Genomic DNA, 25,770 nt, shown 5'->3' with positions numbered 1-25,770 from the left:
ACCGGCGCATGGTAATTCCTGCGCACGGTTGTTATTCTCTGAAAAAAGTGATTGCGGTTCACGCCGTCAAAAGCAGCCCCGCGTGAGGCAGCACTTTTTAAAGCGCTTGCCTGAGCCGCAGGGGCATAAATCGTTGCGGCCGAGTTTTTCTTCGAGCAGCTTAACGCCATGCACGATGCGGACGCCCCGTTTGACTTGTGTTTCAGACGGGAAGCCTGTGCGGCGTTTGCTCATCGTTTCAAAAAAATGGCCGGTCGTCGAATTCGGAATAGTTCATAGCACACCTCCGATTAGGTCAGAGAACAGAGTGGTTTGAGAAGGGAGACACGACGGCTTCAGTGAGGTTCGCTGAATATCAGAACTGACCGGAATTCTTCCAGTTCCGTTTTTCAATGCGGCGCAGATTTGGTGCCTCGCAGAACTTTGGGAGATAGGCTGCCAACCGCCGCAACTCATTATCTTGTCTGTCATCACCGTACCAGGGCGTGACGTAGATCGCATTTCCATAGTTGCGTTCCACTTTGCGGGGCGTGTCATCCACGATCAGTGTGCGGTTCAGATCGTAGCCGTAGCGTTTTACTTTTCGCAAATCCTTGACGTAATAGTAAGACTGCCACTCCGGATCGAAGCGGGTAATGCAGCGATCCCGGCTCCAGGCAAATTCGAGTGAGACGGAGGTGGGGATAATCTGACTTGCTATCGCCTGGACATAATCAGGACTGGACGAGGACCAGAGCGCGAGCTTGAACAGCTGAGAGGTCTGTTCGAGGAATTCAGCGAGGTAAGGGCGCAGATAGACCACATACGGGCCAATGCGGCAGTCCGGACTGTGTTTTAAAGGCTGGACCGTGGCATGCAGCAGCGTTTCGTCGATATCGAGGATCAGCAGAATTGTCTGTGTGTGATTCACCTGGTTGATTTCATGAAAAAACCGAACCGTTGTTCGGAAGCTGTGTCAATGTCGATGAGAAAACGGAGGCCTGTTGTAAAGGGACTCCTCAATCATGACACGAGAGCCGGAGCCTGGTTCTCTTTAGTGCCTGCCGGGCACTCTGCTCCACGAGGTGATATTCATGCGAATTCGTACTGGTTTGATCTGACGAAACTCTAACGAGCATATCAATGGCGTTCTGCGCCAGGGATATGACTTGGGGGGCGATGTATGCGCATCGCAGGTCTGATTATTCCTTTTTCTCAGTACGGTAACCATGAATTCTCAAAACCGAAAACACCACGCCGCACGTTGCGTGGATGCGCTGATTGCGCGCCAATCTGTAACTCTTCGCGGCGTTCGACATCCTTTCTGGCGGCTGATCCATGTGATTCGGTCCAGAACCAGTCTGCTTTCTCCCCGACTGGGAGCAGATTATGCTACGCATCCGTATGATGCGCATCGCATCATCCTGGCTTGTCGCAGGCTGGCCTGCTATCGCAAACAATGGTATCAGGATCCGGAAGACTGGAGCCCTCCTGAGGGAAGCAGTTTCGTGCAGATGCGATCGCTGGTACAACATCTGCTGGATCAGTACACCGTGCCTGACTTTATGGCATCGGCCTGGTGGACCCACTACCCTGATTTCACTGGCATGGAACTTTATCTGCATCTGGGGGCGGGCTACAGTATTCGTCGATTTCCCAAACTTTCTCCCTTCGAAATCACGAAGGCGATGGCAGAAGAATTGATCGATGTGCCGGCCGACCTGTGTTGGATGTCTGCGATTCGCTGGTGTCAGATTCGCTCACTGGGAGGGGATGCACGACTGGCGCGGATTCTGATTTCCCAGACAATGCTCCGTTGGCCCACTTCAGATGAACGCTTCTGGGAAACAGTGATCCGCTTCCTGATTCAGTATCAGCCCATTTCTGAAGCAGAGATGTCAGCGATTGTCAATTTCATACAGGAACAACGATTCCTGCCTGCAGAAAAAACCTGGGGTATTGGTGCCGGATCTACTCCGGTGCAACCCGAGTTCAGTCTGCAGGGACGGACACTGATGTCACTCCGGCGGCATATGGTTCACTGGCGGTCGGATCTCATGGACCGGGGGATACTGCCGCCTCCGGATGTCAATCGCCTCGACTTCCCCTGGGAACGGTGTGAAATCAGTGCCTTTCGCTGTAAACAGGAAGATGAGGTCTGGAGTATTGAAGAACTGTTAACGCCGCGCCAGTTACAGAATGAAGGAAAAGCCATGCAGCATTGTGTGGCAGACTACATTTCCAAATGCATCAGACGAAAGACGAGCATCTGGTCGATGAAAAAGCAGACTGGCAGCAGGCAACGACGACAGTTGACGATTGAAGTACTGCCAGAGAAAAGAGTCATCTTTCAGGCCAGTGGAAAATGTAACTGTGAACCGAGTGAGATGGCACGCGAAATCCTCAAACGCTGGGCCGCGCAAGAAGACTTGAAGTTCAACGGGCAGGTGTAATACAAGGGGATTGATCGAGAATTCATATGAAGGAAAAGCAATTGACTCAGGATTGGTATAGAAAAGAACGCGAAGATCTCGCCAAGTCGTATGAAATGGCTAAGCGTGATGATGAAGAACTGGAATCTCACTTATCTCCCAGTGGGAAATACAGGCTGGAGATTACTTCTTATGATAACGGCACGTATTCCCAGGGAAAAATTCAATATGCGCAGTCAGAAGAGTTAATTACTGTTGTGGTTCGCAATTATGGTCATTTTCCCTTCGCATGGTGTGAAGGGCACCCAAGCGGTCATGATTATCTGATTTGTGGAGAAGACTATCAGGGGCAAACGATCATTGAACTTGATACGGGGCAGCGAGTGGATTTCGTTCCGGACGAGGCAGAACAGGGGCACGGCTTTTGCGGTGTTGTATTTTATCCTGCTCCCGACGGCAGGTATCTCTTTGTTGATGGTTGTTTCTGGGGATGTCCGTATGAGTTGATTCTCTTTGATTTCAGCAAACCATTGATATTACCGTATCAGGAACTCAATCGCTGGCTTGTGAACGAAGTACAAGGTTTTCAGCCAGATGGTTCCTTTCTTTTTAATTACGCAATTGAGATTCGGCTCAGCGATGGGATGCCACTTGAGGACTTCACCGATGCTGAATGGAACGAGTTCAATTTGAATCGCAGCAATAAAGAATTATACGGCAGGAGAAAAATCCGAGTGAAATGGGATCCAGATGGAACAACTGAGGAAATTCCAATTGAAAATTGAAGGATTTCGGAGAAAAGATAATGAAACAGGGGGAGACGGATCGACCCACCCGAGAACAGCGATTGCACAGGCTACAGATCTACGATGATGAGCGGGTATTGACAGTATACATTTTCTGGAACTATCGGGAGCATCTGACAGCACTTGAGGTATTAACTGAAAAAAAGAATCATGGTCGATGCTAAAAAACGTCATCGTGTCATTCCTGAATCAGGCGTTGTACGAATTCGGCATAGTCTGTTTTACGGGGAAGCTGATCGTTGACGATGAGCCGGCGGCGCAGCGCGACAACCGCTTCCCCGGTGAGGGGATTGACGGCCGGTTTGTCAAACTCTTCCCAATAGACCGCAATCCCCTGTTTCTGCCAGGCGGGCAGATCGTTGAAGTTGATGCCCCGCTGGAACAGGAGTTCGTTTTTCTGGCCGAAGGTCAGGCCGGAGAGCTCTTGAGTGGCCTGGCGGGCGTCGCGTCCCTCTTTGCGGAGGCACCAGTAACAGTGTGCGTTCAAGGCGTTGCGAGCGGCATCGGCACTGCGCCAGCGGAAATAGTCAATCACCCGTTCCTGGTTGGGCAGTTGTGAAATCCGGCAGTCAAACGTGGCGACCTGTCCCAGTTGCAGTGAGAACTGCGCGCTGGCTTCCCCGGCCAGGAGGGAGTTCAGTTTGCGGAGCTTTCGCCCGAACAACTGCTCTTCACGGTCAAAGAGCAGCGAGATTTCGTCGCTTTCGGTAAAGGCATAAACAATGCGGAAACCACAGCTCAATAAGGCTTTAGTGGTTCGGACCATCATGTCCCGAAATTGTACATCGAAGGGGCGTTCGAATGCGCAGACCTCTTTAGTGAGCCGGGTAAATCCACGGCCATCCAGCCGGGCGACCATATACATGTCGGGCAGAACGCAGGTGTCCGCAGCGGTTTCATAGACCCGCATCTTCTGATCCAGTTCATCAAAGTTCATCGTTCCACTCCTCAACCTGGAATACTCCCTGTTGCAGACTGACATAAAACAGTTGGTCGAAGCCTTCCTCCAGCGACGGACGCTGCAAGCGTCGGGCTGCAGACAGGATTGCGACGTCGGGAACCCGCGCGGGGGGCTCGCGTGCTGCATTCCGCTGCAGGCAGGGATTGACAGGGGAGGCAAAGTAATATCCGGTGATGGTAAAGTCGGCCTGGCGGGCCAGCTGTATGTATTTTGCACGTTCTTCGCGGCTCGGACTCGTATTGTCGACCACGAACTGCTGGCCGGTCTGCAGACAGGTTTCCAGGAAACTTGTTTCCCGAGCCCGCGTCTTCAAGAGGTCCAGGCTGATGCGCACGTGGGTTGCGAAAAACTCCTGTCGGTAAAACGAAGTTTTTCCGGCGCCCGGAATACCTGTGAAGATGATGGCCTGCATTGCAGTTCCTCTCAGTTGCGAACCCTGCGATTGGGTAGTGTGTCGTAGATCAAAATTCACCCCCAATTCTTATCTCGAAAGGAGGAAAACGATGTTATACAGATCGACTCTGAAACACAGACAAAGGTTCAAACAATTGATTTTATTTATTACAGAAACGACAGTCAGTCATGTCTCACAGAAAAGAAACGTCTACAAAACAGGCAGCAGATCCTGAACTGCTCGCGCATCTGCAAAGCCTCGGCTTAGAAACACCAGAGGATTATCGCCAGTGGTGCGTCGAGAATGGATTTCGCACCAGTTTCCGTAAGAGTCGGTTCCAGCGGCGCGAGGAACTGCTTTATTTCCGTCGCCAGATGGCAGTCAATTGTCTCAGACAGAGAAAACAGGAACAGCGGTCGATTGTTGATAAGCTGGAGGCTGTTTGTTCTAAGGATGTCAGTAAAAAATCCATTACTGATCCTGTATTGAGAATGATCTGGCAACTGCATGATCAGGAAAGTCCCTGCATCAACCATAGCGAAATGACACGCGATTCATTTATGAGGCTGATCTCGCATCTGTATTGCTGTAAAACAAAGTTTTTAATGGATACTGTTGCAGTCACACAACAGAGGTATCCCTGGGGAGTGCGATACATTGACGCACTGGCTTTCATTGCGTCCAAAGCGACTTACTGGATTCGACCGATTGAAACCTGGAAACCCAGAGGCACAAGTGCCCGGCGACAGTTTTCGTCGCTTTTGAGACACCTGTTCGTCAAATACCAGATGCCTCGTTTTTTCGATTCCGTCTGGCTGGTAAATTACACGCCGGAGTGCGAGGACTGGAGGGAGTGGTATCTCGAAGTCGGACAAGGACAGAATATCCGAAACTGCCGTTTGCCGGTTTCCTATTCGAAAAAAATGGCGCACTTTTTTATGCAGGCGCCACAGGATCTTACGATCTTACAGGCGCTGCGCTGGGGACAGGTTCTGGGGATGGGTGGAGATCCTGGTCTGGGCCGGGCAATCATGCAGTCCCCTTTTCCCGAAGAATTATCAAATGACCAGTTTTGGACCACGGTCATTCAATGGCTGATTCATCATGCAAGTCTGGATCGCCGACAGATTCAGTCTATCGTTGAATTCTTACGGTATCAGCGTTTTGGAGTCTTCACAATACCTGGTGATAATGATGTGTATGATGAAGTTGATGCTCCCGCACCTGATTATTCCATTAAGGGACGGACTCCGCGTTCTTTATTGCGGGATGTAGCCGACTGGCACCGTGAACAGGAACAAAAAAGTAAAATTCCCGAATGTACCTGGGTTGCGAGCGGAATTCGTGAGTTTGATTTTGAAGATGAAAATCGCTGGATGATCCGCGAGATATTAACCAGCGATGATCTGGTTACAGAAGGGAACCAGATGAAGCATTGTGTCGCGAGTTATATTGGAAATTGTACCGGCGGCGAAAGTTCGATCTGGTCGATGCAGATTGAGCTTCAACAGGGCTTCAAAAAGGCGATTACCATTGAGGTCCGTAAAGAGAACAACCTGATCAGTGAAGTGCGTGGCAAGGCGAATCGATTGCCTAATCGGAGAGAACGCAATGTCCTGCGTCGTTGGGCAGAGACAGCGGGGCTCAAGTTTTCGCGCTATGTTAATGTCTGATCAAGGCTTGCAGGAACTCAGTGTGATCAGGGATGCGTTACAGGCAGATCACTAACCGCGCTGACGCAGCGGAAGCCGAGGCAGCGACCGCGGGCGATGGGGGGGCGGCCGCGGCGATAGGAACTGCGGCAGAGAATATTCGGGCCGACCCAGCTGCCGCCCCGTTCGCTGCGGACGCGTGTGGGCTGGTGATTCCAGGCATTCGGCTCTGTCGCCTCGGGGTGGAGGTAGAAGGATTCGTCGTACCAGTCGCGGCACCATTGCCAGACATTTCCCGCCATGTGATGCAGGCCGAAAGTTGACATGCCCAACTCTTCATTGACAGCAGCCAGGGGGAGTGTCTGGGCTGTGTAACCTGTTTTCTGGCGATGCAGGCCGGCGCGCAGTTTATCCGGGTTGGGGGCTGCATCACCCCAGGGATAGACACGCGGAGTGGCGCCGCGGGCCGCGTATTCCCATTGGGCTTCGGTGGGGAGAAAGCTTCCCTCGGGATCGCCGGCTTCGTCGCGGTAGTTGCTCCAGAGTCGATTGTTGGCCCAGAGCGAATAGGCGTTCGCGCCATACCAGGAGACCAGAATCATCGGCCAGGTTTCGGTGCCGAGCAGTGGCTGCCAGCCGTAGGCGGCGGTATGTTGAATCAACATATGCTCGTCTCGGTCATCTTCCGGATCGAGGACAAACCAGTCGGTCAGGAACGATTCGGGGAGCTGACCGATGGAGTTCAGAAAGCGACAGTAGGCGGTGGTTGAGACCGGTTCGGCGTCGATCAGAAAGGAATCGAGTTCCACCTTATGCAGGGGGCGTTCATCGGGATTGGCTGTGGGAGTGTCGCTGCCCAGTAATACAGTATCGGCTGGAATGTGGATGCAGCGCATGCCATCGGTGCGTCTGCGCCACATGGTACAGGGACGCGTGGAATCCATGGGGGCGAACAAGTCGGGTTCCGTCAGTGCAGACCGTTTGCCGATGCCATCCAGTTGAGTGAAAGGGACGCGTTGTCCCTTCCCGGGTTGAGTGGCTGGTTGACGAAACCAGTTGGCACGAGGTACCGCACGCGTTCCCATCTGCAGGGTTACCAGTTCCACCAGGTCACAGAGTCGGAAGGGCTGGCGGGTGAAGATCTCTTTATGGATGGGATCGATGGGATCATCGGGAATCGTGATCTGAAACGCGTCTTCCAGGCTCATCATGAGTTCCGTCAGTTCCAGACTGTCGGCACGCAGATCTTCAATGATGCGATCATCCAGCGAGAGCTTTTCCAGTGGAATATCCAATGTCTCGGAGACGACGGCCAGGAGTTTCTGTTCGATTTCGATCTGGGGTAATGCGGGAAACGACATTGAAGCCTCGCTTGATAATGGACTGAGAATACGACCTGCCTGCTCAATTTCCTCGATCCTATAACCGGTATATTTTACCTGACCGGTTCTGGCAAGAGGAGTCGGAGAACACTTATTCAGAATTGGAGATTTCTTCAGCGAGTGAAATCCCGCGGTAGTCGAAAAAGAACCTGAGCCACCATTTTAATCGTTACAGACTGGAATTGATCACTCTCGGAACAATCCCACTGACAGGATAACAATGAACGCTAGAGTTTCCTCTCGACTTCTAGCCCTGCTGCTCTTGACTGCGCCAGGTCTGTTTACGCCTGCGTACGCACATGGTCAGGATCCGGAATGGCTCCAGGAAGATGATTATCTGTATCGCGCCTATTTTGATTTCTCAGGGGCAGCCGGTGGCTACCGTGATGTCGGACAGGGGCTGCTGTTTATTCCACTGGCGCAAGACGACGAAAGTCTGTTCTTCGCGGATCTGCGCGGGAATATCTTCAACGATTCTTCCGCTGAGGGGAATTTCGGCCTGGCCTACCGCAAGATGGTCAACGATCAGTGGATCGCGGGCATGTACGGATTCTACGATGTCCGTCGCAGCCAGTACAACAATATCTTCCGCCAGGGAAGTTTCGGCTTCGAGCTGATGAGCATTGAATGGGACTTCCGGGTAAACGGTTATATCCCCAATCAGAAACAGCAACGCGTGGATGGTCTGTCGACGGCTTATCTGAGTGGGAATAACGTGGTCGTGCGGGCTGGTGAAGAACGGGCTTACTGGGGAACCGACCTGGAAATCGGGCGATTGCTGAAGACTTTCGATCAGATGCCGATCGATGCAGAACTGAGAGGTTATGTAGGCGGTTACTACTTTGATAATAATGCCCCCAACTTCGAAAAAATGACCGGCCCCCGGGCCCGTGTGGAATTCCGGATGTTTGATCTACCCTTCCTGGGGAACGGTTCGCGCGTGGTACTGGCGGGACAGTATCAGCATGACGATGTCAGAGGTTCGCAGGGGGAAGGGCTGTTAACCGTGCGAATCCCGCTGCCCGGCAATGGAGACAGTCAGAAGCTGACCCGCTTCCAGCGCCGGATGGTTAATCCGATTCAGCGTGATATCGACATCGTGTTGAATCAGGGACAGGCACCGGAGGAATGTGCAAAGCTGCAGCTTAATGGTCAGTCGCTGGAGAATATCACTATCATCGATGCGAATACGGCGAACGCAGAGGCGGTATTCAATGCGGCTGGTGCAGACAGCGTGGTTCTGTTTGACGGGAGTGCCGGCACGATTGATACCGCGACCGGCTTTGTCTTCAACGATGGACAACTGGCACTGGCCGGCGGTACCAGTGTGAATGTGGTAGGTTGTAGCTCGGGAGCAGTCACCAGCTTTCAGTATGGCGGGCAGCCAACCGTCAGAGGGGTGAATACGATCAATGATATCTTCACCATAGCGGACAACTCGACAATGGTGGGACTGACATTGACCGGCGGTCGCAACGGGATTTACGGGAATAACCTGAGCGGCTTCACGATTACCGGCAACAGCATCAATGGTGCGTTTGAGGACGGTGTGCACCTGGATGGCGATACGAATGGTACCATCACCAACAACACATTTACTGCCAACGGAGTCGTGACCGGCAACGATGGTCTGGAAATCGAACATATGACCGGTGGACTCGTATCGGGTAACACATCGTGGGCGAACGAATATGGATATTACTTCAGCCGGGTCAGCGGGGGGACGATCAGCAACAACCTGGCTGAATTGAACGTGTCCGATGGTTTCGATTTCGATAACTTCGAAGGGGGAACACTCACGGGGAATACCGCACAGTATAACGGTGAAGACGGGTTCTACTTCGATGATGACGTGACCGGTGGTGAAATCTCAAATAACATCGCCCGGGAAAACTATAACTTTGGTTTTGATTTCTATGGTGTGGATGGCGGGACCATCAGTGGTAACCAGGCGATTGGCAATGATTACGCCGGCTTCGCTTTTTATGGTCATATCAATGGTGGAACGTTCGCCGACAACATCGCCAATCAGAACGACGCCGGTTTCTACTTTGATGAAAATGTGGATGGTGCTACCTTCACCGGGAACGTTGCCAATGAGAATAATCTGAACGGCTTCTGGTTTACTGAATCCGTGACCAACACCAGTTTCATGGATAACAGTGCCAGCCAGAACGGTGTGAACGGGATCAAGTTTGCAGATACCGTTGGTGTGGGGACCCTGATCAGCGGTAACTCTGCTCTCAATAACCTGGATGATGGTTTCGACTTTGAAGATGTGAATGGCGGAACGATTATCAATAACCTGGCACAGGGGAATCAGGAAGACGGCTTTGACTTCGACGATCCGTTCGTGAGTGGAACGTTCAGCAATAACACCTCGATCGGAAATGCGGTGAATGGGTTTGACTTTGGCGATCCCATCTTCGGTGGCACACTCGACGGCAACAGTGCCCAGAATAACGGCGGAGCTGGTTTCTCGATCTGGAGTTTCTCCGGCGGTAACACCGCAACCTTCTCGAATAACTCTGCCATCGACAATGCCCTGCAGGGGTACGATGTGAAATCGGGGACTCCCCAGAGCGGTACGGGGACGAACACCGGCTCTGGTAACGCCAGTGATAACAGCTTCTAAAGCTGATATCACCGTTTGTTGAACCAGACGTCTGATTTTCTTACTGGCCTGATTCCGGTTGCGACTGGAGTCGGGTCAGTTCTGTTTTGAGCTGACGGTTTTCTTCGCGCAGCTGTTCGAGCAGTGGCAGGATCTCCTGCTGGGGCAGACGAGGATGGATGTGCTGCGGGCAGTTGAGGTCCCAGGCTGAAATCGTAAACAGGATGGCCCGTTCGACCCGTCCCGGGTAGGTGGGGTCGTGCAGACGCGTCAGCAGTGCGGCGTCATCTTCTACGACGCGCGCCGTGCCCCAGATTTTGACGCGGCGACGATGGACGTAATCGATCAGGAACAGAAACGCCTGCGGGTTCTCGGAGAGGTTCCCCAGGGTAATGAACTGTTGGTTGCCCGCGAAGTCGGCAAAGCCTAGTGTGGACTCGTCGAGGACTTTGAGAAAGCCGGGATTACCGCCCCGATACTGAATGTAAGGCTGTCCGGTGCGGCTGGCGGTACCCAGGTAAAACATATCGAGGTGCGACAGAAAGTCCTGTAGATCGTCGGTTACTTTCGTCTGCCAGCCTGACCCCTGTTCCATCCGGGCATACTGAGAGCGGGAACCGTTGCGGGACTGTAATGCTTTGACTGATTCAGTAAAGGCGATATCGCTGGGAACCGAGTGCATGACATTCCTGTCTGCTAAACAGAGATGAAAAGAGGGAAGGGGAATGCGCTCGAGAGCGAATCCCCTTCCGGAAAATGACTGCAGACTCTCAGTGGCTGCAGGCGTTGCCCGCACAGAGCGGTTCGACTTCCGGGAAATCGACTTCGGTCTGGGCGATGTTGTTGAAGTAGTTCGTAAAGATGTTGAGGGCTACATTGGCGGCGATCTCGGCGACCTGTTCGTCGCTGAAACCGGCGTCACGTACTTCCTGCAGATCCTGGTCAGAAACCTGACCCCGTTTGTGGACGATCGTCCGGGAGAACTTGAGCAGGGCAGCCGACTGCGGATCGCTGTCGACACCTGCGCGGCTGTCCCGGATCTGTTCCGGACTCAGTCCTGCCATCTTCCCCAGGGTGCTATGAGCGGCCAGGCAGTAGTCACACTCATTTGCTTCCGCGACCGTCAATGAGACTTGCTCCCGATGCTGATCTGTCAGGGCTCCCTGTTTCAACAGTCCGCTGAACTGCAGATAAGACTCGAGGACTGCGGGGGAGTGAGCCATGGTTCTCATCAGATTGGGAGTCATCCCCAGTTTCTGTTGAACAGCATCCAGCAGGGTGCGGGCTTTGTCGGTAGCAGCTGCGTTGGTGAGGGCGGTTAAACGTGGCATGATCGTTCTCCTTTTAAAGTGAAAGTAACAGTGAAACGTAAATGGAAATAAACAGACAGGTCTGTATATATTGTGGTAAAATAAAAAGTGAAGCTTACTGTGAGAGTACACCGGCAATCAGTTGAAAGGCAGCTGCTTCGGCGATTTCAGCTGCCTCGGAATTTCCTTCGCTGACTGAGGTCACGATGGCCCCTTCGACGAGGACGGAAATCGCGGGTGCGACCGCCGCGGCCTGGTCTCCTTCGGACTCGATAACGATGTCAGTCAGTTGCTGTTTGAAACGACGTTTATGCTCGGCACAGAATTCGGTTGCCGCCGGGTTCGAGTCAGCCAGTTCCGAGGTGGCGTTGATGAAGGCACACCCACGGTAATCCGGACATTCGAACCAGTCTTTCAAGGCAGCGAAGAAGGCACGCAGCGGTTTCAAGCCGGCTGACTGATGTTCCATCATCCGTTGTTTGATATACAGGTCAAATTGTTCCTCCCGATATTTCAGTACCGCCAGGACGAGGTCATCCTTGGAGGCAAAATGATTGTAGAGCGTCATCTTGGCGACACCTGCTTCCGCGATCACCCGGTCGATGCCGACGGCGCGGATGCCTTCTGCATAAAACAGTCTTTCGGCTGTTTCGACGATGCGTTTGCGGGCACTGGATGCTCTGGGTGTCTTATTCATAACTGAAGTATACAGACCTGTCTGTTCTTGATCAAGTGGTAATTCAAAAAAAATCGAATTCAGTGTGCGTCGCCAGAATCATACCAGCAGTCGATCAGAGGACCGAACTGATATTCCTGCACAGCTGGGTGCTGCTCCAGCCAGTCGCGTATTTCAGTCAGGCGTTCCTGCAGACCGTGACTTGCCATACCAAGCTGAATGATACCTTCCAGGAGTGGAGACTTGCCGCCCCCACCAAACTGGCACTGATTCCCTTCAATGGCGCTTTCAATCCAGTCATCGAGAAATGCCTGATAATCGACTCCCGGATCGAGGTGGACTTCCACCGAGACACACCATTCCTTGAATTCTCCCAGATGTTTCTTTTTGCGGAGTCGTTTTCGCATCTTCCTGGATTTCGGTTGAACAGGATAAAGTGAGTTGAGGTACAGATTCTAGAAGTTCATTTTCCAGGCCTGATTTACCGCAGGGCTGCCAGAATCAGCAGGATGACCGTGACCAGGGCGAGAATGACCATGATGCAGCCCCAGTCGAAGGGGCGGGACTCGGCTCCGACAACTGACTCGTAGCGGATCAGGTCTGCCAGCTTTTCGGCATTATGGGGGTGTCCGCATTCGCAGGGAGTGTCGATTTCTGCGTAGCGGAGTCCGGCACATTTGGGGCAGCGACCACAACAGGTACAATAGGGAAGTTCGCACTCCGGGCAGTCTTTGATCTCCGGTTTTACGCGTCTCAGTCCACATACCGGACAGCGACCACAGCCGGGGCAGACAGCGCGGGTGGGATCGAAGATGGCCTCTTCACAACCCAGGCAACGGATATAGGGTAATTCGCTCATCTCTGCTTTCTGCGGGCGGGGCACAGGGGCAAAGTCAGTCGACGGACACCGGTTCCGTACGGGGGTTATTCAATTTTGAAGGGGATGGTCGTATCGAACTCTTTTCGCTGTTCTTCGGTCAAACTGTCGCGGACGACACGCAAGGTGTATCCGCCGACCAGTTTACCGTCATCCACGTACATCCAGTCTGAAATCTGATCCACGGGAATGTTGATCTCATCTCCCACGACATATTTTTTGATCTGATAAGGCTCGTTATCCAAGGTGCCGTAATAATTGCCGGCTTCGATACGGACCGGGGTCGTCCAGACATGTTCCTGGTGTTCGCCGTCTTCCACGAGTAACTTTACGGAGAAGAAGTCCTGACCGGGATGCTGCTTCTCGAACGCGGTCTGGAACTGGTCGAAGCTGCCGCGAGCCTTATCGATCGCAGCGACCATCTTCGGATCATCTGATTTGACGTAGGTAATTGCCGGCTCGCCTTCGCGTTCGACCATCTCACCCGAGCGGGGTGGCTGGTTATCACACCCGGTGCTCAGGCTGAGGGCTGTCAGCAGAATCAGGGAGGTGAGGGACGAGGCTCGCATGGCGGTATTCCTGAAACAGAGAGGCAAATCGTACGTAAGGTGGTTTACATTAATGGTGTAACCATCCTAACGCACGCCGCCTTCTGTGTCAGGTATCGGGATCAGAAATGGGGGGCGGTCAGGGGAAATCGATTGGCGATTCAGACTTCCTGCAGTTCGGGTTGTCGATCTTCCTCGCCGTTATAGTAGTTCGTGAGAATCGACTTCATCTCCTGGTTTCCCCGGGAGATTTCCACAATTTCATCCCACATTTCGTCTGAAAGCAGCTGTTTCAGCGGCTGTTCCAGGCTGGGAATGTGGTGAAAGACTTTGAGCAGTTTGCGGTCCCAGACCTTGTAGTATTTAATCAGGTCGTTGGGGTAGACGATTTTGCGGCGGGTGCCTTCATCGATGCCCCGGAAGGGAGAGGGGATATTCAGGTAGCCGTAATCGTCGGTCAACTGTTCGCCGGGGTGGATGTCTCTGATAGCGATTTCGAAGTCGTAAGCGGTGGTGAGACAGTTGGAGTTAAAGCTGTGGTTGACGTAGCGGCCGTTGTCCCAGCAGAGGACCAGATTCCCCTTGTTATTGCGGAACGAGTAAGTATCCAGGATGTTCTGGTAGATCTCGTCCATCGATTGAAACTCGTTCGAACTGAACTCGCGGTCGAGTTTGTCGAGGACCCAGGTGATGGAGCCGGCGGGGATGAATTCGGTGGCGACAACGCCGTAACCGATTTCGTTGCTGATGAATTTCAGCTCAGTTTTGGGGTGTATCATAGGAAAATTCTCAAATACACGGTCAGGGAGTGTGTCCGCAGGTTGGTGGCTTTGCGCAGCCCCCCGGTCACACGGTCTTTATTTCACAGAGCACCTCTTTGAATTGAATGTGTAAAAAGCTGGCGCATATATATCGTCGAAATTTGGGTTTGCCCAGTCCGGAATCGAGAAAATTTTCCGAATTAGGGCAGGTCTTTTTTCCAAGGCTGGACCGACCTCCCCGGCAGGCAGACTCTGCGGACGACCTGCCGGGGGAACGGGATTCGTGATTACGCAGGTTCCGGGGCGGATTTAGGATTGGCGCCGTAGGCATTGGTGTTGGGATCACTGTCCATAATCATGAAGATCAGCAGGACCAGACCACCGATCAATGGGACGAAAGTAATCAGAATCCACCAGCCACTTTTGTTGGTATCGTGCAGGCGACGGACGGTGACCGCGAGGCTGGGGATGAAGATGAATAATGCATAGACACCGGACAGGGAAACTGCGATCAACCCGTCTGTATCCCCGATTACGGCGCCAACAATAGAAATCAGAATCGAGACCAGGAAGTTCATCAACACGAACATCCAGTACTCTTTTCTGCGGGCCCGGCCGGAAAATTCAGCATATTTCTTGAGGACAGTCAAGTACCAGTTCATCTTGTCGCCTTTCTGCTTTCCTTGGATGTGAGGAGCGGGTTCTGTATCAGCCGGGCGAAAGTGGGATCGCAGGGGCTGTTCACCATAGTATAGCACACATTGTCAACCTCTCCTTAATAAACCAGATATTGTGGTCAGAACCCGGGATTGACTGGGCGGGCTACAGTACGTGTGGGACGTTTGACACAGGTAATCGCCCACCAGATCAGTGACGGAATCAGAATGACAGCCAGCAGGTAGATTTCGTCACCATAGGCGAACTGGAGTGCCGGCAAGAAATTGGCTCCGAGATCCTCCATCACATCGGAAAGCCGGGGACCGTAGGTAAGAAAGCGATATGCCGCCCGGAAGCTCAGGATCACTCCAAAAAAGAACAGGAAAATCAAGGCGGGGATCCCACACCGCCAGGCCGGTAAGGGGGCCTGTATTTCGTCCCAGTCGCCCGTATGAAATTTGAGTTTGCGAGCGAATGCGTTGCGTCGGTCGACGGCGTTGAATCGGAGGTTGAACCGCCTGTTTTTCTGTTTGATCGTATCGTAATAGTGCACCTTCAGGCTGGAGGTGCCTTTAAAAGCAATTTGACCGAAAAAGCCTTCGGACCATTCCAGGGCCTGAATGTCGGCCAGGGGAGTCCGTCTCACCGGGTTTTCCAGGGGGGAGTGCCCCTGGAGAACTTCAAACGGATCGTATCCCTGGTTGAGCTGGTCGAGGACTTCCTGCTGCCATTTTGATTTCATGGTGGCAGCCAGCAGTTCCGTTTCCGTGATCAGGAAAATCTTGTACCAGGGGCCGACAATGTAGGAGTCGAGCACCAGGATTGCGCCTGATTCTACGTCTTCTGTCATTACTGTTTGTATTCTGAAGAAAGATCAATCAAGAGGAGTTGGGACACCGAAACAATAGCAGTCCCGTGTCCGACACACTTAAATTAAGACGGCTCCATAGTAGTGTTCGTGTGGATATTACACAAGTCGTCTCTGAGGATTGATATTTACCTTGAGAATACAGACAGCGATGTGACAGAGGAGTTACTGATCCGACCAGACGGCCAGTTCATTACCCGAGGGTTCCTGAAACTGGAAACGCCTGCCGCCGGGAAAGGAGAAGATCGGTTTGACGATCTTGCCCCCTGCTGCTTCCACTTTACTGAGCGTCTCCTCCAGATTCTGACTAAAGAAAACGAGCAGTGCTCCGCCCGCATCAGTGGTGGAGCAGAGGTCGGATTGAAAAAATCCGCCTTCCAGGCCGGCATCCGCGAAGGCCGTGTATTCCGGGCCATAGTCTGTGAACGACCAGCCGAAGACGGTTTCGAAGAAGGCTTTGGTGGCAGGGAGATCCCGGGCAGGGAATTCGACGTAGTTGAGACGCTCGTGGTCAGGCATGAAGGGGGCTCCAGACGAAAGAATGTGTTGGCGTCAGCTTAGGTGATCGCGGTCTGGAATTGTAGTCTGAGCAGCGTTTTTCCCGTCGGTTCGTGGATGGATTCCGAGAGAGGCTGAAAGCCGTACCGTTCATAAAAGCGGCGTCCGATTGCATTGACTGCGAACACTTCCACCTCCAGGTTTCCCCGTAACTCCCGGGCCTGATCCATCAACGCCCGTCCGGCACCGGTGCCCTGGTGTAGGGGATCAACGAAGATCGCGCCCACTTCGTTGCCGAGCAAAGCGATAAAGCCGATGACACGCTGGTCCTGTTCGACGACCCAGGTTTCAGCGTTGGGCAGATAGAGTTCGGGGATATTCCGCCGTTCCTGATCCAGGAAATCATCGGTGAGAAACGGGTGCGCCAGACGCGTGGCACTCTCCCAGACAGCGAGCAGGTCTTGCAGATCGTCAGCCTGGTATTCACGAACAGTTCGATTCATCTTCATTCCGCCGGTATTGGTTTTCGCAGGAAGTGGGTGGGCTACACTGAACGGGGCAGTGCAGGAGATAATCTGCAGACAACGGAGCCGGGAAAAGGTTCGGGATGAATTGGGAGATTAACGAAGTGGTTCGGGGGATCGAATTATCCAAGTAGAGGTTCTAGATCCCTGCGCTCAGCGAGTGGCAGTTTGTGCCTACTGATTCTCAGGCAGCAGCCCGATAAATTCACCATCGTCATCAAAGAGTGATTTATGGGTAACAAGATTAGAGAAAAGCTGTGAAAAGTTTTGCGCAACATACAAAGTGTCTCCCGATTCCGATTCGAGGAAGACGATTGCTGGTTCTGATTTTGTGTTCCGATAGTCGAATGCAATCCAGGTATGACCATCACCATCGAGCAATACGAAGCCCCCGGGTAATTTCCATTCTTCTGTCATATATTCCGTTTTCAATACGCTTCCATGACTGTTTCCGATTCCGTTAATGCCGGTAATTGAAATATGCCCATGATCAACATAGGGAGCGAGATGGGAAGGAATTTCCTGCTTTGGTAATGGAATGTATTCGCCGAGTGTTGTACCACCGTTCTTCTCTCTGAGAGCAGACACATAGTCAGCAGGGAATCTCACATTCAGGCGACTTTCAGCATCTGAAAGCATTGTGCCAGTTAGTGAATCATTCCAGGCTGGTGCATTGAGGTCCCACATGTAGCTGTCTCGTTAGAGTTCGTATGGAGTCTTGATTTGTTATCCTGTCTGGTTGGCAATACGTTTAGCCGATTTCCTCATCCACGATTTCGATCTCCGCAGCCCATTTCCAGAAGAAGTAAGCAAGATAGCTGAGTGACGATATCATAACTACTAAGAACAATAAATTCAGGGATGACTTCACGGAAAGCTGCCAATAGTTTAAAGCAAACACAAATACTCCGACTGAGATGAGGGAAAAGGCTGCCAGGTAAATTAGCAATTCGAACCAGTATGCTGGTTTTTTCAAGTCGTATTTATGTGGCGGATAAACAAGTTTTTGACGCTTAATTTCCTTTCCGTTTTTGCTTAACGTACATACAAAAGGCCCCTTGAAAATGCTGACCATTTTCAAAGAGGTGTTATAACTGTCCTCTCCAATCTGGAAAAAGTTGGAAGAACGCGTGGTGCTATTTCTAGTAGACGATACCAGGGTTCCATCAACGAACACCTTTTCTGAGCCGGATAACGAACTGAACCACGCCTCGATGTTTCTGTCCTCATCGTCAAACGTAAATGAGTACCCTTTCAGAAAACTAAATGCTTTTGGTTTGCTCATCTATGCGTTTTCTTGTTGATAAGAATTTAAAGTGTGGAGGGACTGAATCATTCCACGCTCCGATCGTCCCATATGCTGCACAGGATTCAGCATACTATGAATACTTCGCAGGGAGAATATGAGACAGAATTATTTTCTGAATGGACTGCGCGACAGGGAGAGACGCAGATCTGCTTCCTCAAATGGCCAGGGGCCTTGCAGGTCGGATTCGATCCAGGTGTTGAGGCGGGTGAAGAGTTCGTCCTGGTGATTGATGGTTGTCCCGGTGCGTTTATCAAAGCGGGCGAGCTTGAGAAACAGTGTTCGGGCCTGGGCCGGGTGGGGGCATTTCTGATAGATTTGCTTTTGGGTGTGCGGTCCGAGGGGGAGCCAGCTGAACTGTCCTGAAGCCAGCCTGCCTGATTGCCAGGTTCCGACCTGCCAGCCAAAGAGATCGAAACCGCCCGCTAAGGTCCTGCGGACCCAGACATGCTGATGTTGCGGTTCCACGTGTGTGCGGTACCAGTCGCTGCAGGATGTCGGCTGATTTCGCGCGGAAAGGAACCAGCCTGTGCCCACGACACGCCATTGCGTCTGTTTCATGCCGCAGATCGCGCAGTCATGATAAGTGGCGATGATGACCGGGAACAGCAACAGGAACAGCAGGAGCAGAATCGCGTTGATCCAGCGGCCGATCCGGACGCGACGGGGGAGCGAACCTGTCGGTTGTGTCGCAGGCTGGTTTGCGTTCGAGCAGGATGAAGGGGCGGGGCGCTGGTCCATGGGGGTAAATTAACCCGTAGATCAAATTCCGTCCATATGACTTCCCCTCAATAAAACAGGCCCGATCGCAGGTGACAAGATCTAACGCTTCATGGTGCTAAATTCCCCCTCTTTGAACGGCCAAGGGCCATCCAGACCAGAATTAACCCAGGTATTTAAACGATTATAAATCGCATCTTGCTCTTTTCGCGTTTTCGAGTCGTCTCTCTCAAAGTGGGCGAGCTTTGAAAACAAGGCCCGGGCCTGGGCTGGATCAGGTGCTCTTTGATAAATCGCCAGCTGTCTGTGATGTCCCAGCATGAGCCAGCTGAAAGGGCCCGAGGCGAGCGAACCATCCTGATACATGCCTGCTTTCATGCCAAACACGTTCCTCCCTTCCGCATAGGGGACGCGGGCCCAGACATGTTGATGCTCGGGTTCGACCTCTGCCCGGTACCAGTCGCTGCAGGGAGTGGCATGGTCGCGGGACGAGAGCAACCAGCCGAAACCGATGATCCGCCATTCGGTGTGCCGCATGCCACAGATTACGCACTTGTGATAGGTTTCAATTACCAAAGGAAAAATCAGCAGGAACAGGAGCAGCAGGATCGCCTTGAGCCAGCGGCCGAAGCGTCGTCGTCTGGGGGGCGGACTTTCAGAATTTAAAACAGGGGCGGATGCGAGCTGATCTGCCGGGAGATCGAGATGTCCGGGATTATTCTCCATTAGGTCAGCGTACCCTCTGGAGCGAAAGCCGTCTACAAAATTCCTGGTGATCAGTTTAATAAAACAGGCCCGATCGCAGTACGCGAATCGGGCCTGGTGAGGGGCAGTTTGAACTCAGAACTATTTCTTGTGCTGCTTCGAGTAATGCTCTTTGAGCAGGTCGCGACCAAAATCGCCGTCAAATTCGCGGAAGACCGCATGCACGTGATTGGCATCGTTCTGGGTATTCGCAAATTCAATCAGGAAGACTTTGGACTGGATGCGGTAGTAGTGGAACTGGCCGCGGGCCTGACCACCACTCCAGGCGAAGTAGAGATGGTCGCCGTCCCGCAGGTTTCCAAGATAGCGGGTTCCTTTGAGCAGTTCCGGACGGAAGCGGCCCAGGTAGGCGTTGACCAGACGCAACAGCATTTTCTGCTGTTTCGGGTCGAGGTCGGCGTACTGAATGCCTTTGTGCGGCACCAGGCCTTTGTCGACGACCGGATCGTCGGTGGTAAGGACTTCCTTGATCACGCTTTTGGCGAGCAGTTTCTTGTCTACTTCAGCGGTGTCGATCGTGGCGATGGCCAGCTGATCTGGATTAAAGGATTTGACCAGATTCAGCGCCAGCTGCTGTTCTTCCTTGAGAACTTCAACGCCTTTGAGGGGGCCCTGCATGACGGTGGCGGGGTTGGATCCGAAGAAGGAGGGAGTGACGGAAAATTTTTCGCCGTCGACGATGGTGACATTCACACTGAGGTGATGCCCTTCGAACCGCCAGCCCCAGGTTCCCTTGGGATCGGGATTACCGAAGATGGAGACGTAGTAGAGTTCCGGATTCCGGTAGTCTTTCCCTTCCAGTTCGAACAGAACCTGCTCCAGGGCGCGGATGGAATTCATCTCGAGATAGCCGCGGTGCGAGAGTGCTGTTGCGGGGAGAGTGACAGCGAAGATCTTCTGCTGTGGTGACATTTTCGTCATCGGCAGTCCGGTGCGGCCGCCATCTTCTTTGATGGCGAAGTCGGGAATGAAGTACCACTGATCGCGTTCTTTGCTGTCCATTTTGAAGGTCGCGGCTTTGCGTTCTTCTTCGGACAGTGATGCGAGGAAACGTTTGGCGGCGCTGGCCATTTCTCGGCTGGCACGGCTGATCTGGGTTTTCTGTGCCTTGGGTGGTGCGGCGTCTGCCGGACGGGGGCTGGCCAGGTTCCAGCAGAGACCGGTGATCAGGGCCAGGCAGGTGAGTCGATGGTAGGTCTTCACGGTGCAGTTCCTTATTTCAAGATGAGCGAGGGATAAGTTTCAACCACAGCCCCGAAATCCCACAGGGGCCGTTGATCAGTTCGCATTTTCTTTCGCCATCTTAACAAACGTCTGTTGGCAGGAGTAGTAACCAGCGGAATCCGGGAGAAGATGTTTCGCTGCTGGGGGGATTTCACGAATGACAGAAAAAGTCGATTCTTTTTTTAAGATTGATCCGTAACCGGCGAACTTCCGTTTGTCAGCTGGCAATCACAACTCGGGCAGCGACTTACTGAGATTAATAAAAAAACGGAAATGATGCACAAAAACGTGCAACTAACGGGATCTGAATATTGTCTTACAGGAGTGAGTTACTGAGAACAGCGGTTTCGTAATACGGGTAATCCATTTGAAATTTCACTTCAATCAACTTTCGCGGGCACCGAAAGTGGGGAATGGCTTTAATGAAAGATATGCTCACCACCACTTCATCGTTGATCGTAATTCTGTTCTGCCTGTCTGTCATTTTTCTAAGCGAGGACCCTCCCGATGGCACGCCGGGTGTCGTTGAACTTCCCACTCGCCATAACGCTCTCAATGCAGAGACAAAGCATCCCCTGGCGAAAACGACGTTCTTCCATCGCGTACAGTCCGTGCGGTTTAAGAAAGGGGTGCTCAACTTTGTGACGGTCGGTAAAGAGGGCCTGGAGGATCACTTTTTCCTGATCCGGGATAAGAACGTGATTCTCGTCAAAGCCGCTGGTGGAAACATGCCCCGCAATTCTCTCAAATTCGAAGACGACGGCCATAATACGCTGCTCGTGACCATTCCGAACACCTTCGACGTGGACCTCATGAAAGAACTGACTGCCCAGTTCTAACCGGCTTTTCCCGGGAGGCTTAAATACGGAAGAGATCAATCATTGCCGATAGATGGTCTTTCTGTGAAATTGCCGGAAATCGCTTTTTTTGACGAAACATTCGCCGAAAATACCCGTTAGATGTTAAAATGGTTGACAGATAAACTTTTTTAACTCTGAAAGACAGGGAGCAGGTAATGCAACGTCAATCGACAAGCGCTGGTCGGCGGGATTTTCTCAAATGGTCTTCTTTCAGTCTGGCGGCGTTTACCACCCCCGGTTTGATGGCAGAGGAACTGATCCGGACGCCTTCCATGACCGAAGGGCCGTTCTACCCGGATAAGATGCCCCTGGATACCGACAATGACCTGCTGGTGATTAACGATTCCATCACGCCTGCGGTCGGAGAGATCACACACCTGACCGGCAAAGTTCTGGACAGTAAAGGGAATCCCCTGCGGAATGCCTTTGTCGAAATCTGGCAGGTGGACAATAAAGCCTCTTACATTCATACGCGAGGCGAAAATAAAGAGGGGCGTGACGGCAACTTTCAGGGTTATGGCCGCTTCCTGACCGATTCTAAAGGTAAGTATTATTTCCGCACCATCAAGCCGGTTCCCTATCGGGCGGGACGCGGATTCCGCACGCCGCATATTCACGTCGCCGTCAGTCAGAACGGACACCGGATTCTGACTACGCAGCTGCTGGTCAAAGGACATGAGATGAATGCGGAAGACGGCGTCTACCGCCAGATCCGCGATCCTGAGCAGCGGGAAACGATTCTGGTCGATTTCAAACCGTTGCCTGATTCCAGGCTGGGAGAGCTGGCGGCGAACTTTGATATCATCCTGGGTAAAACCGCAGAAGAAAATCCGGATGGCACCATCAAGGGGGGCATCGGGAAATCCGAGTTCGGCAGCAGACAGCGTCCGCCCCGCAGGTAATGACGGGGAGTGAACCGGTTTCGTACTCCTGACCGTTGCCAGAGTTGATCAACGGGAATCAGATCCCCATAATCGACACCAGCAGTGATCAACCGATTTCACTCCCGTCAAACATTCTGCAGGAACGCCTCATATGGATATCAGACAGCGAATCGAAGACTACCTGGCCGGACCGGAACAACTGCGACAGGCCATCGAGGGGATGACTGACGCTGAGCTGGATGCTGCCCCGGTTCCGGGTAAATGGTCGACGCGACAGGTGGTGTGCCACATCGCGGACTTCGAGCCCGTGTATGCGGACCGGATGAAGTGGGTCCTGGTAGAAGAGAATCCACCGCTGCCGGGAGGCGATCCCGATCAGTTCGCTGAAAAACTGGCGTATGACCAGCGCGATCTGGAAGAGGAACTGCAGCTGATTTCCGCGGTACGCAATCACCTGGGGCGAATCCTGAAGACATTGGAACCGGCTCAGTTCGAACGCACAGGCATCCATACCCGTGATGGGGAATTGTCGCTGTGGACTCTGCTCGACCGGATTACCGGTCATATCCCGCACCATATCAAACTGATTCAGGAAAAGCGGGACGCGCTGGCCTCCTGAGCACCGAAAGAAACACGCGTTTGATTCCGCGGCGGATTTGCTATCATAGATTCGAAATCAGGTTTCTCTGATGAACCGCGGTCCCGTACCAGGGAAGAAAATGATGACCAGTCTTGAACTTGAATCCAGTGTCGTTGAATGGGTGATTGAGCATCCCGAAGTGCAGGGGGTACTTGAATCTCTGGGGATTGATCAGTCCTGCCAGGGGAAATCGCTGGATTATGTCTGCCGACAGATGGGGCTCGACCCCCATTTTGTGCTGAAGCAGCTGCATGAAGTGATCGAAGCAGATTCCGGCGTTGATGAGTGACTGAATGATCACTGTCTGGGCCTGCGGAGACGTCTTTACCCATTTCGCCCGATCGCGTAAACTCCCGCTTCTCGAAACAGGGAGGGTTTCGGTTCAACGAGGCGAATGGAGCGATGCAGAATTTAATTGGTAAAACAGCACTCATCACCGGTGCCGCTGCGGGGATTGGCAGAGAGATTGCATTGCAGCTGGCTGCGGAAGGTGTGGATCTGTTTCTGCTGGATGTCAATGAAAGTGGTCTGGCCGATACGGCGGAAACGGCATCTTTGCTGGGTGTAAAGGTCGCCAGCCGACGCTGTGATCTGACCGACTCACAACAGATTTCCGCTACGATACAGGATGTGCTGAGTACCTGGGGCGGTGTCGATATTCTGGTGAATAACGCCGGCGTTGCTTTCTACGGTCCGACACATACGATGACTGCCGAGCAGTGGGACTGGCTTCTGGGGATCAATCTGCTGGCACCAATCCAGATTACGCGAGAATTACTGCCCAGTCTGTTAAACCGCCCCGAAGCCCATATTGTAAACGTTTCCAGCATTTGCGGCCTGGTTCAAGGCAATCGTTTCAGTGCTTACCAGGTCAGTAAATATGGCTTGCTGGGTTTCAGTGAATCACTTCGCGCCGAGTACAGTCGACAGGGGCTGGGCGTCTCTGCCATCTGTCCTGGGCCGGTGACGACACGTTTGTTCGAGGTGGCTCCGTCAGGACGTGACGGCAAGCAGACTCCGATTCCGCCCCGCTGGATCTGTACGACCCCCGAACTGGTGGCGCAGAAAGCGGTCAAAGCCATCTACCGTGATCAGGGAATTTGCCTGGTGGGCTGGGTGGCCTATGTGCTTTATTATCTGAAGCGAATTGCGCCCTGGTCATTGGATCTTGCTTTTCGATTCGGCCGCCGTCGACGCATGAAGAAGAAGGCACAGCAGCTGGCACTTCAGGCCGAACAACAGTTCGAAGCGTCTGCTGAGTCCTCTTCGAAGGCTGCGTGACACGCCGCAGCGTGAATCGTCGGTCTCCTGCTCAAAGCAGCTGGCTACAGCTCTGCCTCGTACCCGTTGTGGTCATCGTACCTGGGGAATATCGATTTCATTCGCTTCTGGAAATCGTCTGAAGGTACTCCCCTGTCTACACTTCCGGTAATTCCGCTCCTGATTGCTCCCTGATTTTCTATTTTATGATTGACAGTCCAAAAGTTAATATTATATATAATGCATAATGCATTATGCGTAGAAATGAACACGCTACGCACGTTTCGAGACGGGTTACGGTCATTCGGAACCCGTCTACACGCAGAAAAACAGGCGAAACCAGATGAGCACATCGACTCCTGAGGCAACCCGGCTCCTGCCCGTCAGTACTTTACGACTGGATATTTTCAGTCAGATACTGCTCTCGATTTTTACTGGCGAATATCCTTCGGGAACGCGACTCAAAGTGCAGCATCTGGCGCAGCGGTTTGGCGTCAGCAGTACGCCGGTCCGCGAAGCGATCGTGGAATTAAGCGGAATTGGAGTCGTCGAGATGATTCCCAATCGTGGAGCGGTTGTGACTCCTCTGGGGATTTCTGAAATACGCGAGATGTACCATATCCGGCGGATTCTCGAAGTGGAATCAGCGCGCTGTGCCTGTGAGTGTGCCGACCTGGAGGAAATCCGACAGCTGCTGGAGGAAACCCGAGCATTACAACAGGGGCCGCGGGGAGCGGACTGGAGTCTCCTCTGTTCGGACAACGACCAGCGCACCCATACCGCGATTGTTAAGGCATCCGGAATCAGACGATTGAAGACCGAACTGCAGCGCTACGATCGATTGATGCATATGATTCGCGTGTTACTCAAAGACTGGGAGCCTTACCTCGACCAGATTCTCAATGAGCACCTGCAGGTTCTGGAAGCGATCCTGCAACGAGATAAAGATGCTGCCGGGGCGGCGATGGAGCGTCATTTGAAAGGCACCTGTGAGCGGGCCGTCGAAGGCATATTTGTGCGACGGATTCCGGAAACCGAAACCAGGCAGAATTGAAAGCAGAATCACCTGCTGATTCCAGATCAGATTCGATTTGTCATCTCATATATCAGCCGCATACGTTTCATTGCTGTTTCTGCAGCCGGCTGAAGGAATTTATCTTCTATTCATCAAG

The 25,770-nt window shown here is 52.7% G+C and carries 31 protein-coding genes; 10 read left to right on the top strand and 21 right to left on the bottom strand.

What is annotated here, in order from left to right:
* Positions 1-66: 66 nt before the first annotated feature.
* Together FYZ48_RS07470 and FYZ48_RS07465 are read right to left on the bottom strand one after the other, a co-directional pair.
* On the bottom strand, positions 67-234 hold the full coding sequence (locus FYZ48_RS07470) for an SEC-C metal-binding domain-containing protein (RefSeq protein WP_002644052.1): 168 nt from the start codon (positions 232-234) through the stop codon (positions 67-69).
* Positions 235-355: 121 nt separating this feature from the next.
* Entirely contained in the window at positions 356-910 is a 555-nt protein-coding gene (locus FYZ48_RS07465) for an HAD family hydrolase (protein WP_198422189.1), read from the bottom strand.
* Between the two features lie 409 nt (positions 911-1,319).
* Here FYZ48_RS07465 and FYZ48_RS07460 point away from each other — a divergent pair, with 409 nt between their 5' ends.
* Together FYZ48_RS07460 and FYZ48_RS07455 are read left to right on the top strand one after the other, a co-directional pair.
* Positions 1,320-2,432, top strand: coding sequence for a PcfJ domain-containing protein (locus tag FYZ48_RS07460; RefSeq protein ID WP_187781916.1), 1,113 nt, complete (start codon positions 1,320-1,322; stop codon positions 2,430-2,432).
* Between the two features lie 26 nt (positions 2,433-2,458).
* Positions 2,459-3,196 (top strand): hypothetical protein, encoded by a 738-nt coding sequence (locus FYZ48_RS07455; protein WP_149338988.1) that lies wholly within the window; start codon positions 2,459-2,461, stop codon positions 3,194-3,196.
* 199 nt (positions 3,197-3,395) lie between these two features.
* Here FYZ48_RS07455 and FYZ48_RS07450 read toward each other — a convergent pair whose 3' ends face one another.
* Both FYZ48_RS07450 and FYZ48_RS07445 read right to left on the bottom strand, forming a co-directional pair.
* Entirely contained in the window at positions 3,396-4,154 is a 759-nt protein-coding gene (locus tag FYZ48_RS07450; protein WP_149338986.1) for a tRNA(His) guanylyltransferase Thg1 family protein, read from the bottom strand.
* Positions 4,144-4,590 (bottom strand): AAA family ATPase, encoded by a 447-nt coding sequence (locus FYZ48_RS07445; protein WP_149338984.1) that lies wholly within the window; start codon positions 4,588-4,590, stop codon positions 4,144-4,146. Before FYZ48_RS07445 ends, FYZ48_RS07450 begins: the two co-directional genes overlap by 11 nt.
* Positions 4,591-4,760: 170 nt before the next feature.
* Here FYZ48_RS07445 and FYZ48_RS07440 point away from each other — a divergent pair, with 170 nt between their 5' ends.
* Positions 4,761-6,245, top strand: a complete 1,485-nt coding sequence (locus FYZ48_RS07440; RefSeq protein ID WP_149338982.1) for a PcfJ domain-containing protein — start codon at positions 4,761-4,763, stop codon at positions 6,243-6,245.
* A gap of 26 nt (positions 6,246-6,271) precedes the next feature.
* Here the strand turns inward: FYZ48_RS07440 and FYZ48_RS07435 are convergent, their stop codons facing one another.
* Positions 6,272-7,585 carry an SUMF1/EgtB/PvdO family nonheme iron enzyme gene (locus FYZ48_RS07435; RefSeq protein WP_149338980.1) on the bottom strand — a complete coding sequence of 438 codons (1,314 nt, stop codon included), beginning with the start codon at positions 7,583-7,585 and terminating at the stop codon, positions 6,272-6,274.
* A gap of 241 nt (positions 7,586-7,826) precedes the next feature.
* Between FYZ48_RS07435 and FYZ48_RS07430 the strand changes: the two genes are divergently transcribed.
* Positions 7,827-10,241, top strand: a complete 2,415-nt coding sequence (locus tag FYZ48_RS07430; protein ID WP_149338977.1) for a right-handed parallel beta-helix repeat-containing protein — start codon at positions 7,827-7,829, stop codon at positions 10,239-10,241.
* Between the two features lie 40 nt (positions 10,242-10,281).
* On the opposite strand, the gene FYZ48_RS07425 is transcribed toward FYZ48_RS07430, so the two are convergent.
* The 16 genes from FYZ48_RS07425 to FYZ48_RS07350 all read right to left on the bottom strand — a co-directional run bounded on the left by FYZ48_RS07425 (position 10,282) and on the right by FYZ48_RS07350 (position 20,933).
* Complete coding sequence (locus FYZ48_RS07425; protein ID WP_149338975.1) at positions 10,282-10,902, bottom strand: pyridoxamine 5'-phosphate oxidase family protein; 621 nt, start codon at positions 10,900-10,902, stop codon at positions 10,282-10,284.
* Between the two features lie 88 nt (positions 10,903-10,990).
* Entirely contained in the window at positions 10,991-11,551 is a 561-nt protein-coding gene (locus FYZ48_RS07420; protein WP_145441883.1) for a carboxymuconolactone decarboxylase family protein, read from the bottom strand.
* Between the two features lie 94 nt (positions 11,552-11,645).
* On the bottom strand, positions 11,646-12,227 hold the full coding sequence (locus FYZ48_RS07415; protein WP_149338972.1) for a TetR/AcrR family transcriptional regulator: 582 nt from the start codon (positions 12,225-12,227) through the stop codon (positions 11,646-11,648).
* Between the two features lie 59 nt (positions 12,228-12,286).
* Complete coding sequence (locus tag FYZ48_RS07410) at positions 12,287-12,613, bottom strand: 50S ribosome-binding protein YggL (protein ID WP_149338970.1); 327 nt, start codon at positions 12,611-12,613, stop codon at positions 12,287-12,289.
* Between the two features lie 74 nt (positions 12,614-12,687).
* Positions 12,688-13,065, bottom strand: coding sequence for a hypothetical protein (locus FYZ48_RS07405; RefSeq protein ID WP_149338968.1), 378 nt, complete (start codon positions 13,063-13,065; stop codon positions 12,688-12,690).
* Positions 13,066-13,130: 65 nt separating this feature from the next.
* Positions 13,131-13,652: a YegJ family protein gene (locus FYZ48_RS07400; protein ID WP_149338966.1), complete on the bottom strand. Its 522-nt coding sequence runs from the start codon at positions 13,650-13,652 to the stop codon at positions 13,131-13,133.
* 140 nt (positions 13,653-13,792) lie between these two features.
* A complete protein-coding gene (locus tag FYZ48_RS07395) occupies positions 13,793-14,410 on the bottom strand; it encodes an SET domain-containing protein (RefSeq protein ID WP_145042338.1) in 618 nt (205 codons plus the stop codon).
* A gap of 269 nt (positions 14,411-14,679) precedes the next feature.
* Positions 14,680-15,054: a DUF805 domain-containing protein gene (locus FYZ48_RS07390; RefSeq protein WP_149338964.1), complete on the bottom strand. Its 375-nt coding sequence runs from the start codon at positions 15,052-15,054 to the stop codon at positions 14,680-14,682.
* Positions 15,055-15,188: 134 nt separating this feature from the next.
* The gene (locus FYZ48_RS07385) at positions 15,189-15,899 is read right to left on the bottom strand and encodes a hypothetical protein (protein WP_149338961.1); all 711 of its coding nucleotides are present in this window, start codon (positions 15,897-15,899) and stop codon (positions 15,189-15,191) included.
* A 183-nt stretch (positions 15,900-16,082) separates the two neighbouring features.
* Positions 16,083-16,436: a VOC family protein gene (locus FYZ48_RS07380; protein WP_145441869.1), complete on the bottom strand. Its 354-nt coding sequence runs from the start codon at positions 16,434-16,436 to the stop codon at positions 16,083-16,085.
* A 38-nt stretch (positions 16,437-16,474) separates the two neighbouring features.
* On the bottom strand, positions 16,475-16,918 hold the full coding sequence (locus FYZ48_RS07375) for a GNAT family N-acetyltransferase (protein ID WP_149338959.1): 444 nt from the start codon (positions 16,916-16,918) through the stop codon (positions 16,475-16,477).
* A 195-nt stretch (positions 16,919-17,113) separates the two neighbouring features.
* Positions 17,114-17,578, bottom strand: coding sequence for an SMI1/KNR4 family protein (locus tag FYZ48_RS07370; protein ID WP_261344352.1), 465 nt, complete (start codon positions 17,576-17,578; stop codon positions 17,114-17,116).
* A gap of 112 nt (positions 17,579-17,690) precedes the next feature.
* Positions 17,691-18,224 carry a hypothetical protein gene (locus FYZ48_RS07365; RefSeq protein WP_149338955.1) on the bottom strand — a complete coding sequence of 178 codons (534 nt, stop codon included), beginning with the start codon at positions 18,222-18,224 and terminating at the stop codon, positions 17,691-17,693.
* Between the two features lie 129 nt (positions 18,225-18,353).
* Entirely contained in the window at positions 18,354-18,986 is a 633-nt protein-coding gene (locus FYZ48_RS07360) for a hypothetical protein (protein WP_149338953.1), read from the bottom strand.
* Between the two features lie 81 nt (positions 18,987-19,067).
* Entirely contained in the window at positions 19,068-19,691 is a 624-nt protein-coding gene (locus tag FYZ48_RS07355; RefSeq protein ID WP_149338951.1) for a hypothetical protein, read from the bottom strand.
* Between the two features lie 120 nt (positions 19,692-19,811).
* Positions 19,812-20,933: a DUF3500 domain-containing protein gene (locus tag FYZ48_RS07350; RefSeq protein ID WP_149338949.1), complete on the bottom strand. Its 1,122-nt coding sequence runs from the start codon at positions 20,931-20,933 to the stop codon at positions 19,812-19,814.
* A 443-nt stretch (positions 20,934-21,376) separates the two neighbouring features.
* Between FYZ48_RS07350 and FYZ48_RS07345 the strand changes: the two genes are divergently transcribed.
* The 6 genes from FYZ48_RS07345 to FYZ48_RS07320 all read left to right on the top strand — a co-directional run bounded on the left by FYZ48_RS07345 (position 21,377) and on the right by FYZ48_RS07320 (position 25,652).
* Positions 21,377-21,793 (top strand): hypothetical protein, encoded by a 417-nt coding sequence (locus FYZ48_RS07345; protein ID WP_149338947.1) that lies wholly within the window; start codon positions 21,377-21,379, stop codon positions 21,791-21,793.
* A gap of 176 nt (positions 21,794-21,969) precedes the next feature.
* Positions 21,970-22,716, top strand: coding sequence for a dioxygenase family protein (locus FYZ48_RS07340; RefSeq protein ID WP_149338944.1), 747 nt, complete (start codon positions 21,970-21,972; stop codon positions 22,714-22,716).
* 133 nt (positions 22,717-22,849) lie between these two features.
* Complete coding sequence (locus FYZ48_RS07335) at positions 22,850-23,317, top strand: DinB family protein (RefSeq protein WP_145188725.1); 468 nt, start codon at positions 22,850-22,852, stop codon at positions 23,315-23,317.
* A gap of 70 nt (positions 23,318-23,387) precedes the next feature.
* Positions 23,388-23,627: a hypothetical protein gene (locus FYZ48_RS07330; RefSeq protein ID WP_242022455.1), complete on the top strand. Its 240-nt coding sequence runs from the start codon at positions 23,388-23,390 to the stop codon at positions 23,625-23,627.
* A 113-nt stretch (positions 23,628-23,740) separates the two neighbouring features.
* Positions 23,741-24,619, top strand: a complete 879-nt coding sequence (locus FYZ48_RS07325) for an SDR family NAD(P)-dependent oxidoreductase (protein WP_149338942.1) — start codon at positions 23,741-23,743, stop codon at positions 24,617-24,619.
* Between the two features lie 322 nt (positions 24,620-24,941).
* Positions 24,942-25,652 (top strand): GntR family transcriptional regulator, encoded by a 711-nt coding sequence (locus FYZ48_RS07320; protein WP_149338940.1) that lies wholly within the window; start codon positions 24,942-24,944, stop codon positions 25,650-25,652.
* The last annotated feature ends 118 nt before the right edge of the window (positions 25,653-25,770 follow it).

Source organism: Gimesia chilikensis (assembly GCF_008329715.1).
Classification (GTDB): domain Bacteria; phylum Planctomycetota; class Planctomycetia; order Planctomycetales; family Planctomycetaceae; genus Gimesia; species Gimesia chilikensis.
This window is presented reverse-complemented; position numbering and strand designations above follow the sequence as displayed.

Bases quoted from the DNA above. Each gene is read 5' to 3' on its own strand.
- FYZ48_RS07470 (WP_002644052.1), bottom strand. From the start codon at position 234: ATGAGCAAACGCCGCACAGGCTTCCCGTCTGAAACACAAGTCAAACGG.
- FYZ48_RS07455 (WP_149338988.1), top strand. From the start codon at position 2,459: ATGAAGGAAAAGCAATTGACTCAGGATTGGTATAGAAAAGAACGCGAA.
- FYZ48_RS07450 (WP_149338986.1), bottom strand. From the start codon at position 4,154: ATGAACTTTGATGAACTGGATCAGAAGATGCGGGTCTATGAAACCGCT.
- FYZ48_RS07445 (WP_149338984.1), bottom strand. From the start codon at position 4,590: ATGCAGGCCATCATCTTCACAGGTATTCCGGGCGCCGGAAAAACTTCG.
- FYZ48_RS07440 (WP_149338982.1), top strand. From the start codon at position 4,761: ATGTCTCACAGAAAAGAAACGTCTACAAAACAGGCAGCAGATCCTGAA.
- FYZ48_RS07435 (WP_149338980.1), bottom strand. From the start codon at position 7,585: ATGTCGTTTCCCGCATTACCCCAGATCGAAATCGAACAGAAACTCCTG.
- FYZ48_RS07430 (WP_149338977.1), top strand. From the start codon at position 7,827: ATGAACGCTAGAGTTTCCTCTCGACTTCTAGCCCTGCTGCTCTTGACT.
- FYZ48_RS07425 (WP_149338975.1), bottom strand. From the start codon at position 10,902: ATGCACTCGGTTCCCAGCGATATCGCCTTTACTGAATCAGTCAAAGCA.
- FYZ48_RS07420 (WP_145441883.1), bottom strand. From the start codon at position 11,551: ATGCCACGTTTAACCGCCCTCACCAACGCAGCTGCTACCGACAAAGCC.
- FYZ48_RS07415 (WP_149338972.1), bottom strand. From the start codon at position 12,227: ATGAATAAGACACCCAGAGCATCCAGTGCCCGCAAACGCATCGTCGAA.
- FYZ48_RS07410 (WP_149338970.1), bottom strand. From the start codon at position 12,613: ATGCGAAAACGACTCCGCAAAAAGAAACATCTGGGAGAATTCAAGGAA.
- FYZ48_RS07405 (WP_149338968.1), bottom strand. From the start codon at position 13,065: ATGAGCGAATTACCCTATATCCGTTGCCTGGGTTGTGAAGAGGCCATC.
- FYZ48_RS07400 (WP_149338966.1), bottom strand. From the start codon at position 13,652: ATGCGAGCCTCGTCCCTCACCTCCCTGATTCTGCTGACAGCCCTCAGC.
- FYZ48_RS07395 (WP_145042338.1), bottom strand. From the start codon at position 14,410: ATGATACACCCCAAAACTGAGCTGAAATTCATCAGCAACGAAATCGGT.
- FYZ48_RS07390 (WP_149338964.1), bottom strand. From the start codon at position 15,054: ATGAACTGGTACTTGACTGTCCTCAAGAAATATGCTGAATTTTCCGGC.
- FYZ48_RS07385 (WP_149338961.1), bottom strand. From the start codon at position 15,899: ATGACAGAAGACGTAGAATCAGGCGCAATCCTGGTGCTCGACTCCTAC.
- FYZ48_RS07380 (WP_145441869.1), bottom strand. From the start codon at position 16,436: ATGCCTGACCACGAGCGTCTCAACTACGTCGAATTCCCTGCCCGGGAT.
- FYZ48_RS07375 (WP_149338959.1), bottom strand. From the start codon at position 16,918: ATGAATCGAACTGTTCGTGAATACCAGGCTGACGATCTGCAAGACCTG.
- FYZ48_RS07370 (WP_261344352.1), bottom strand. From the start codon at position 17,578: ATGCTTTCAGATGCTGAAAGTCGCCTGAATGTGAGATTCCCTGCTGAC.
- FYZ48_RS07365 (WP_149338955.1), bottom strand. From the start codon at position 18,224: ATGAGCAAACCAAAAGCATTTAGTTTTCTGAAAGGGTACTCATTTACG.
- FYZ48_RS07360 (WP_149338953.1), bottom strand. From the start codon at position 18,986: ATGGACCAGCGCCCCGCCCCTTCATCCTGCTCGAACGCAAACCAGCCT.
- FYZ48_RS07355 (WP_149338951.1), bottom strand. From the start codon at position 19,691: ATGGAGAATAATCCCGGACATCTCGATCTCCCGGCAGATCAGCTCGCA.
- FYZ48_RS07345 (WP_149338947.1), top strand. From the start codon at position 21,377: ATGAAAGATATGCTCACCACCACTTCATCGTTGATCGTAATTCTGTTC.
- FYZ48_RS07340 (WP_149338944.1), top strand. From the start codon at position 21,970: ATGCAACGTCAATCGACAAGCGCTGGTCGGCGGGATTTTCTCAAATGG.
- FYZ48_RS07335 (WP_145188725.1), top strand. From the start codon at position 22,850: ATGGATATCAGACAGCGAATCGAAGACTACCTGGCCGGACCGGAACAA.
- FYZ48_RS07330 (WP_242022455.1), top strand. From the start codon at position 23,388: ATGAACCGCGGTCCCGTACCAGGGAAGAAAATGATGACCAGTCTTGAA.
- FYZ48_RS07325 (WP_149338942.1), top strand. From the start codon at position 23,741: ATGCAGAATTTAATTGGTAAAACAGCACTCATCACCGGTGCCGCTGCG.
- FYZ48_RS07320 (WP_149338940.1), top strand. From the start codon at position 24,942: ATGAGCACATCGACTCCTGAGGCAACCCGGCTCCTGCCCGTCAGTACT.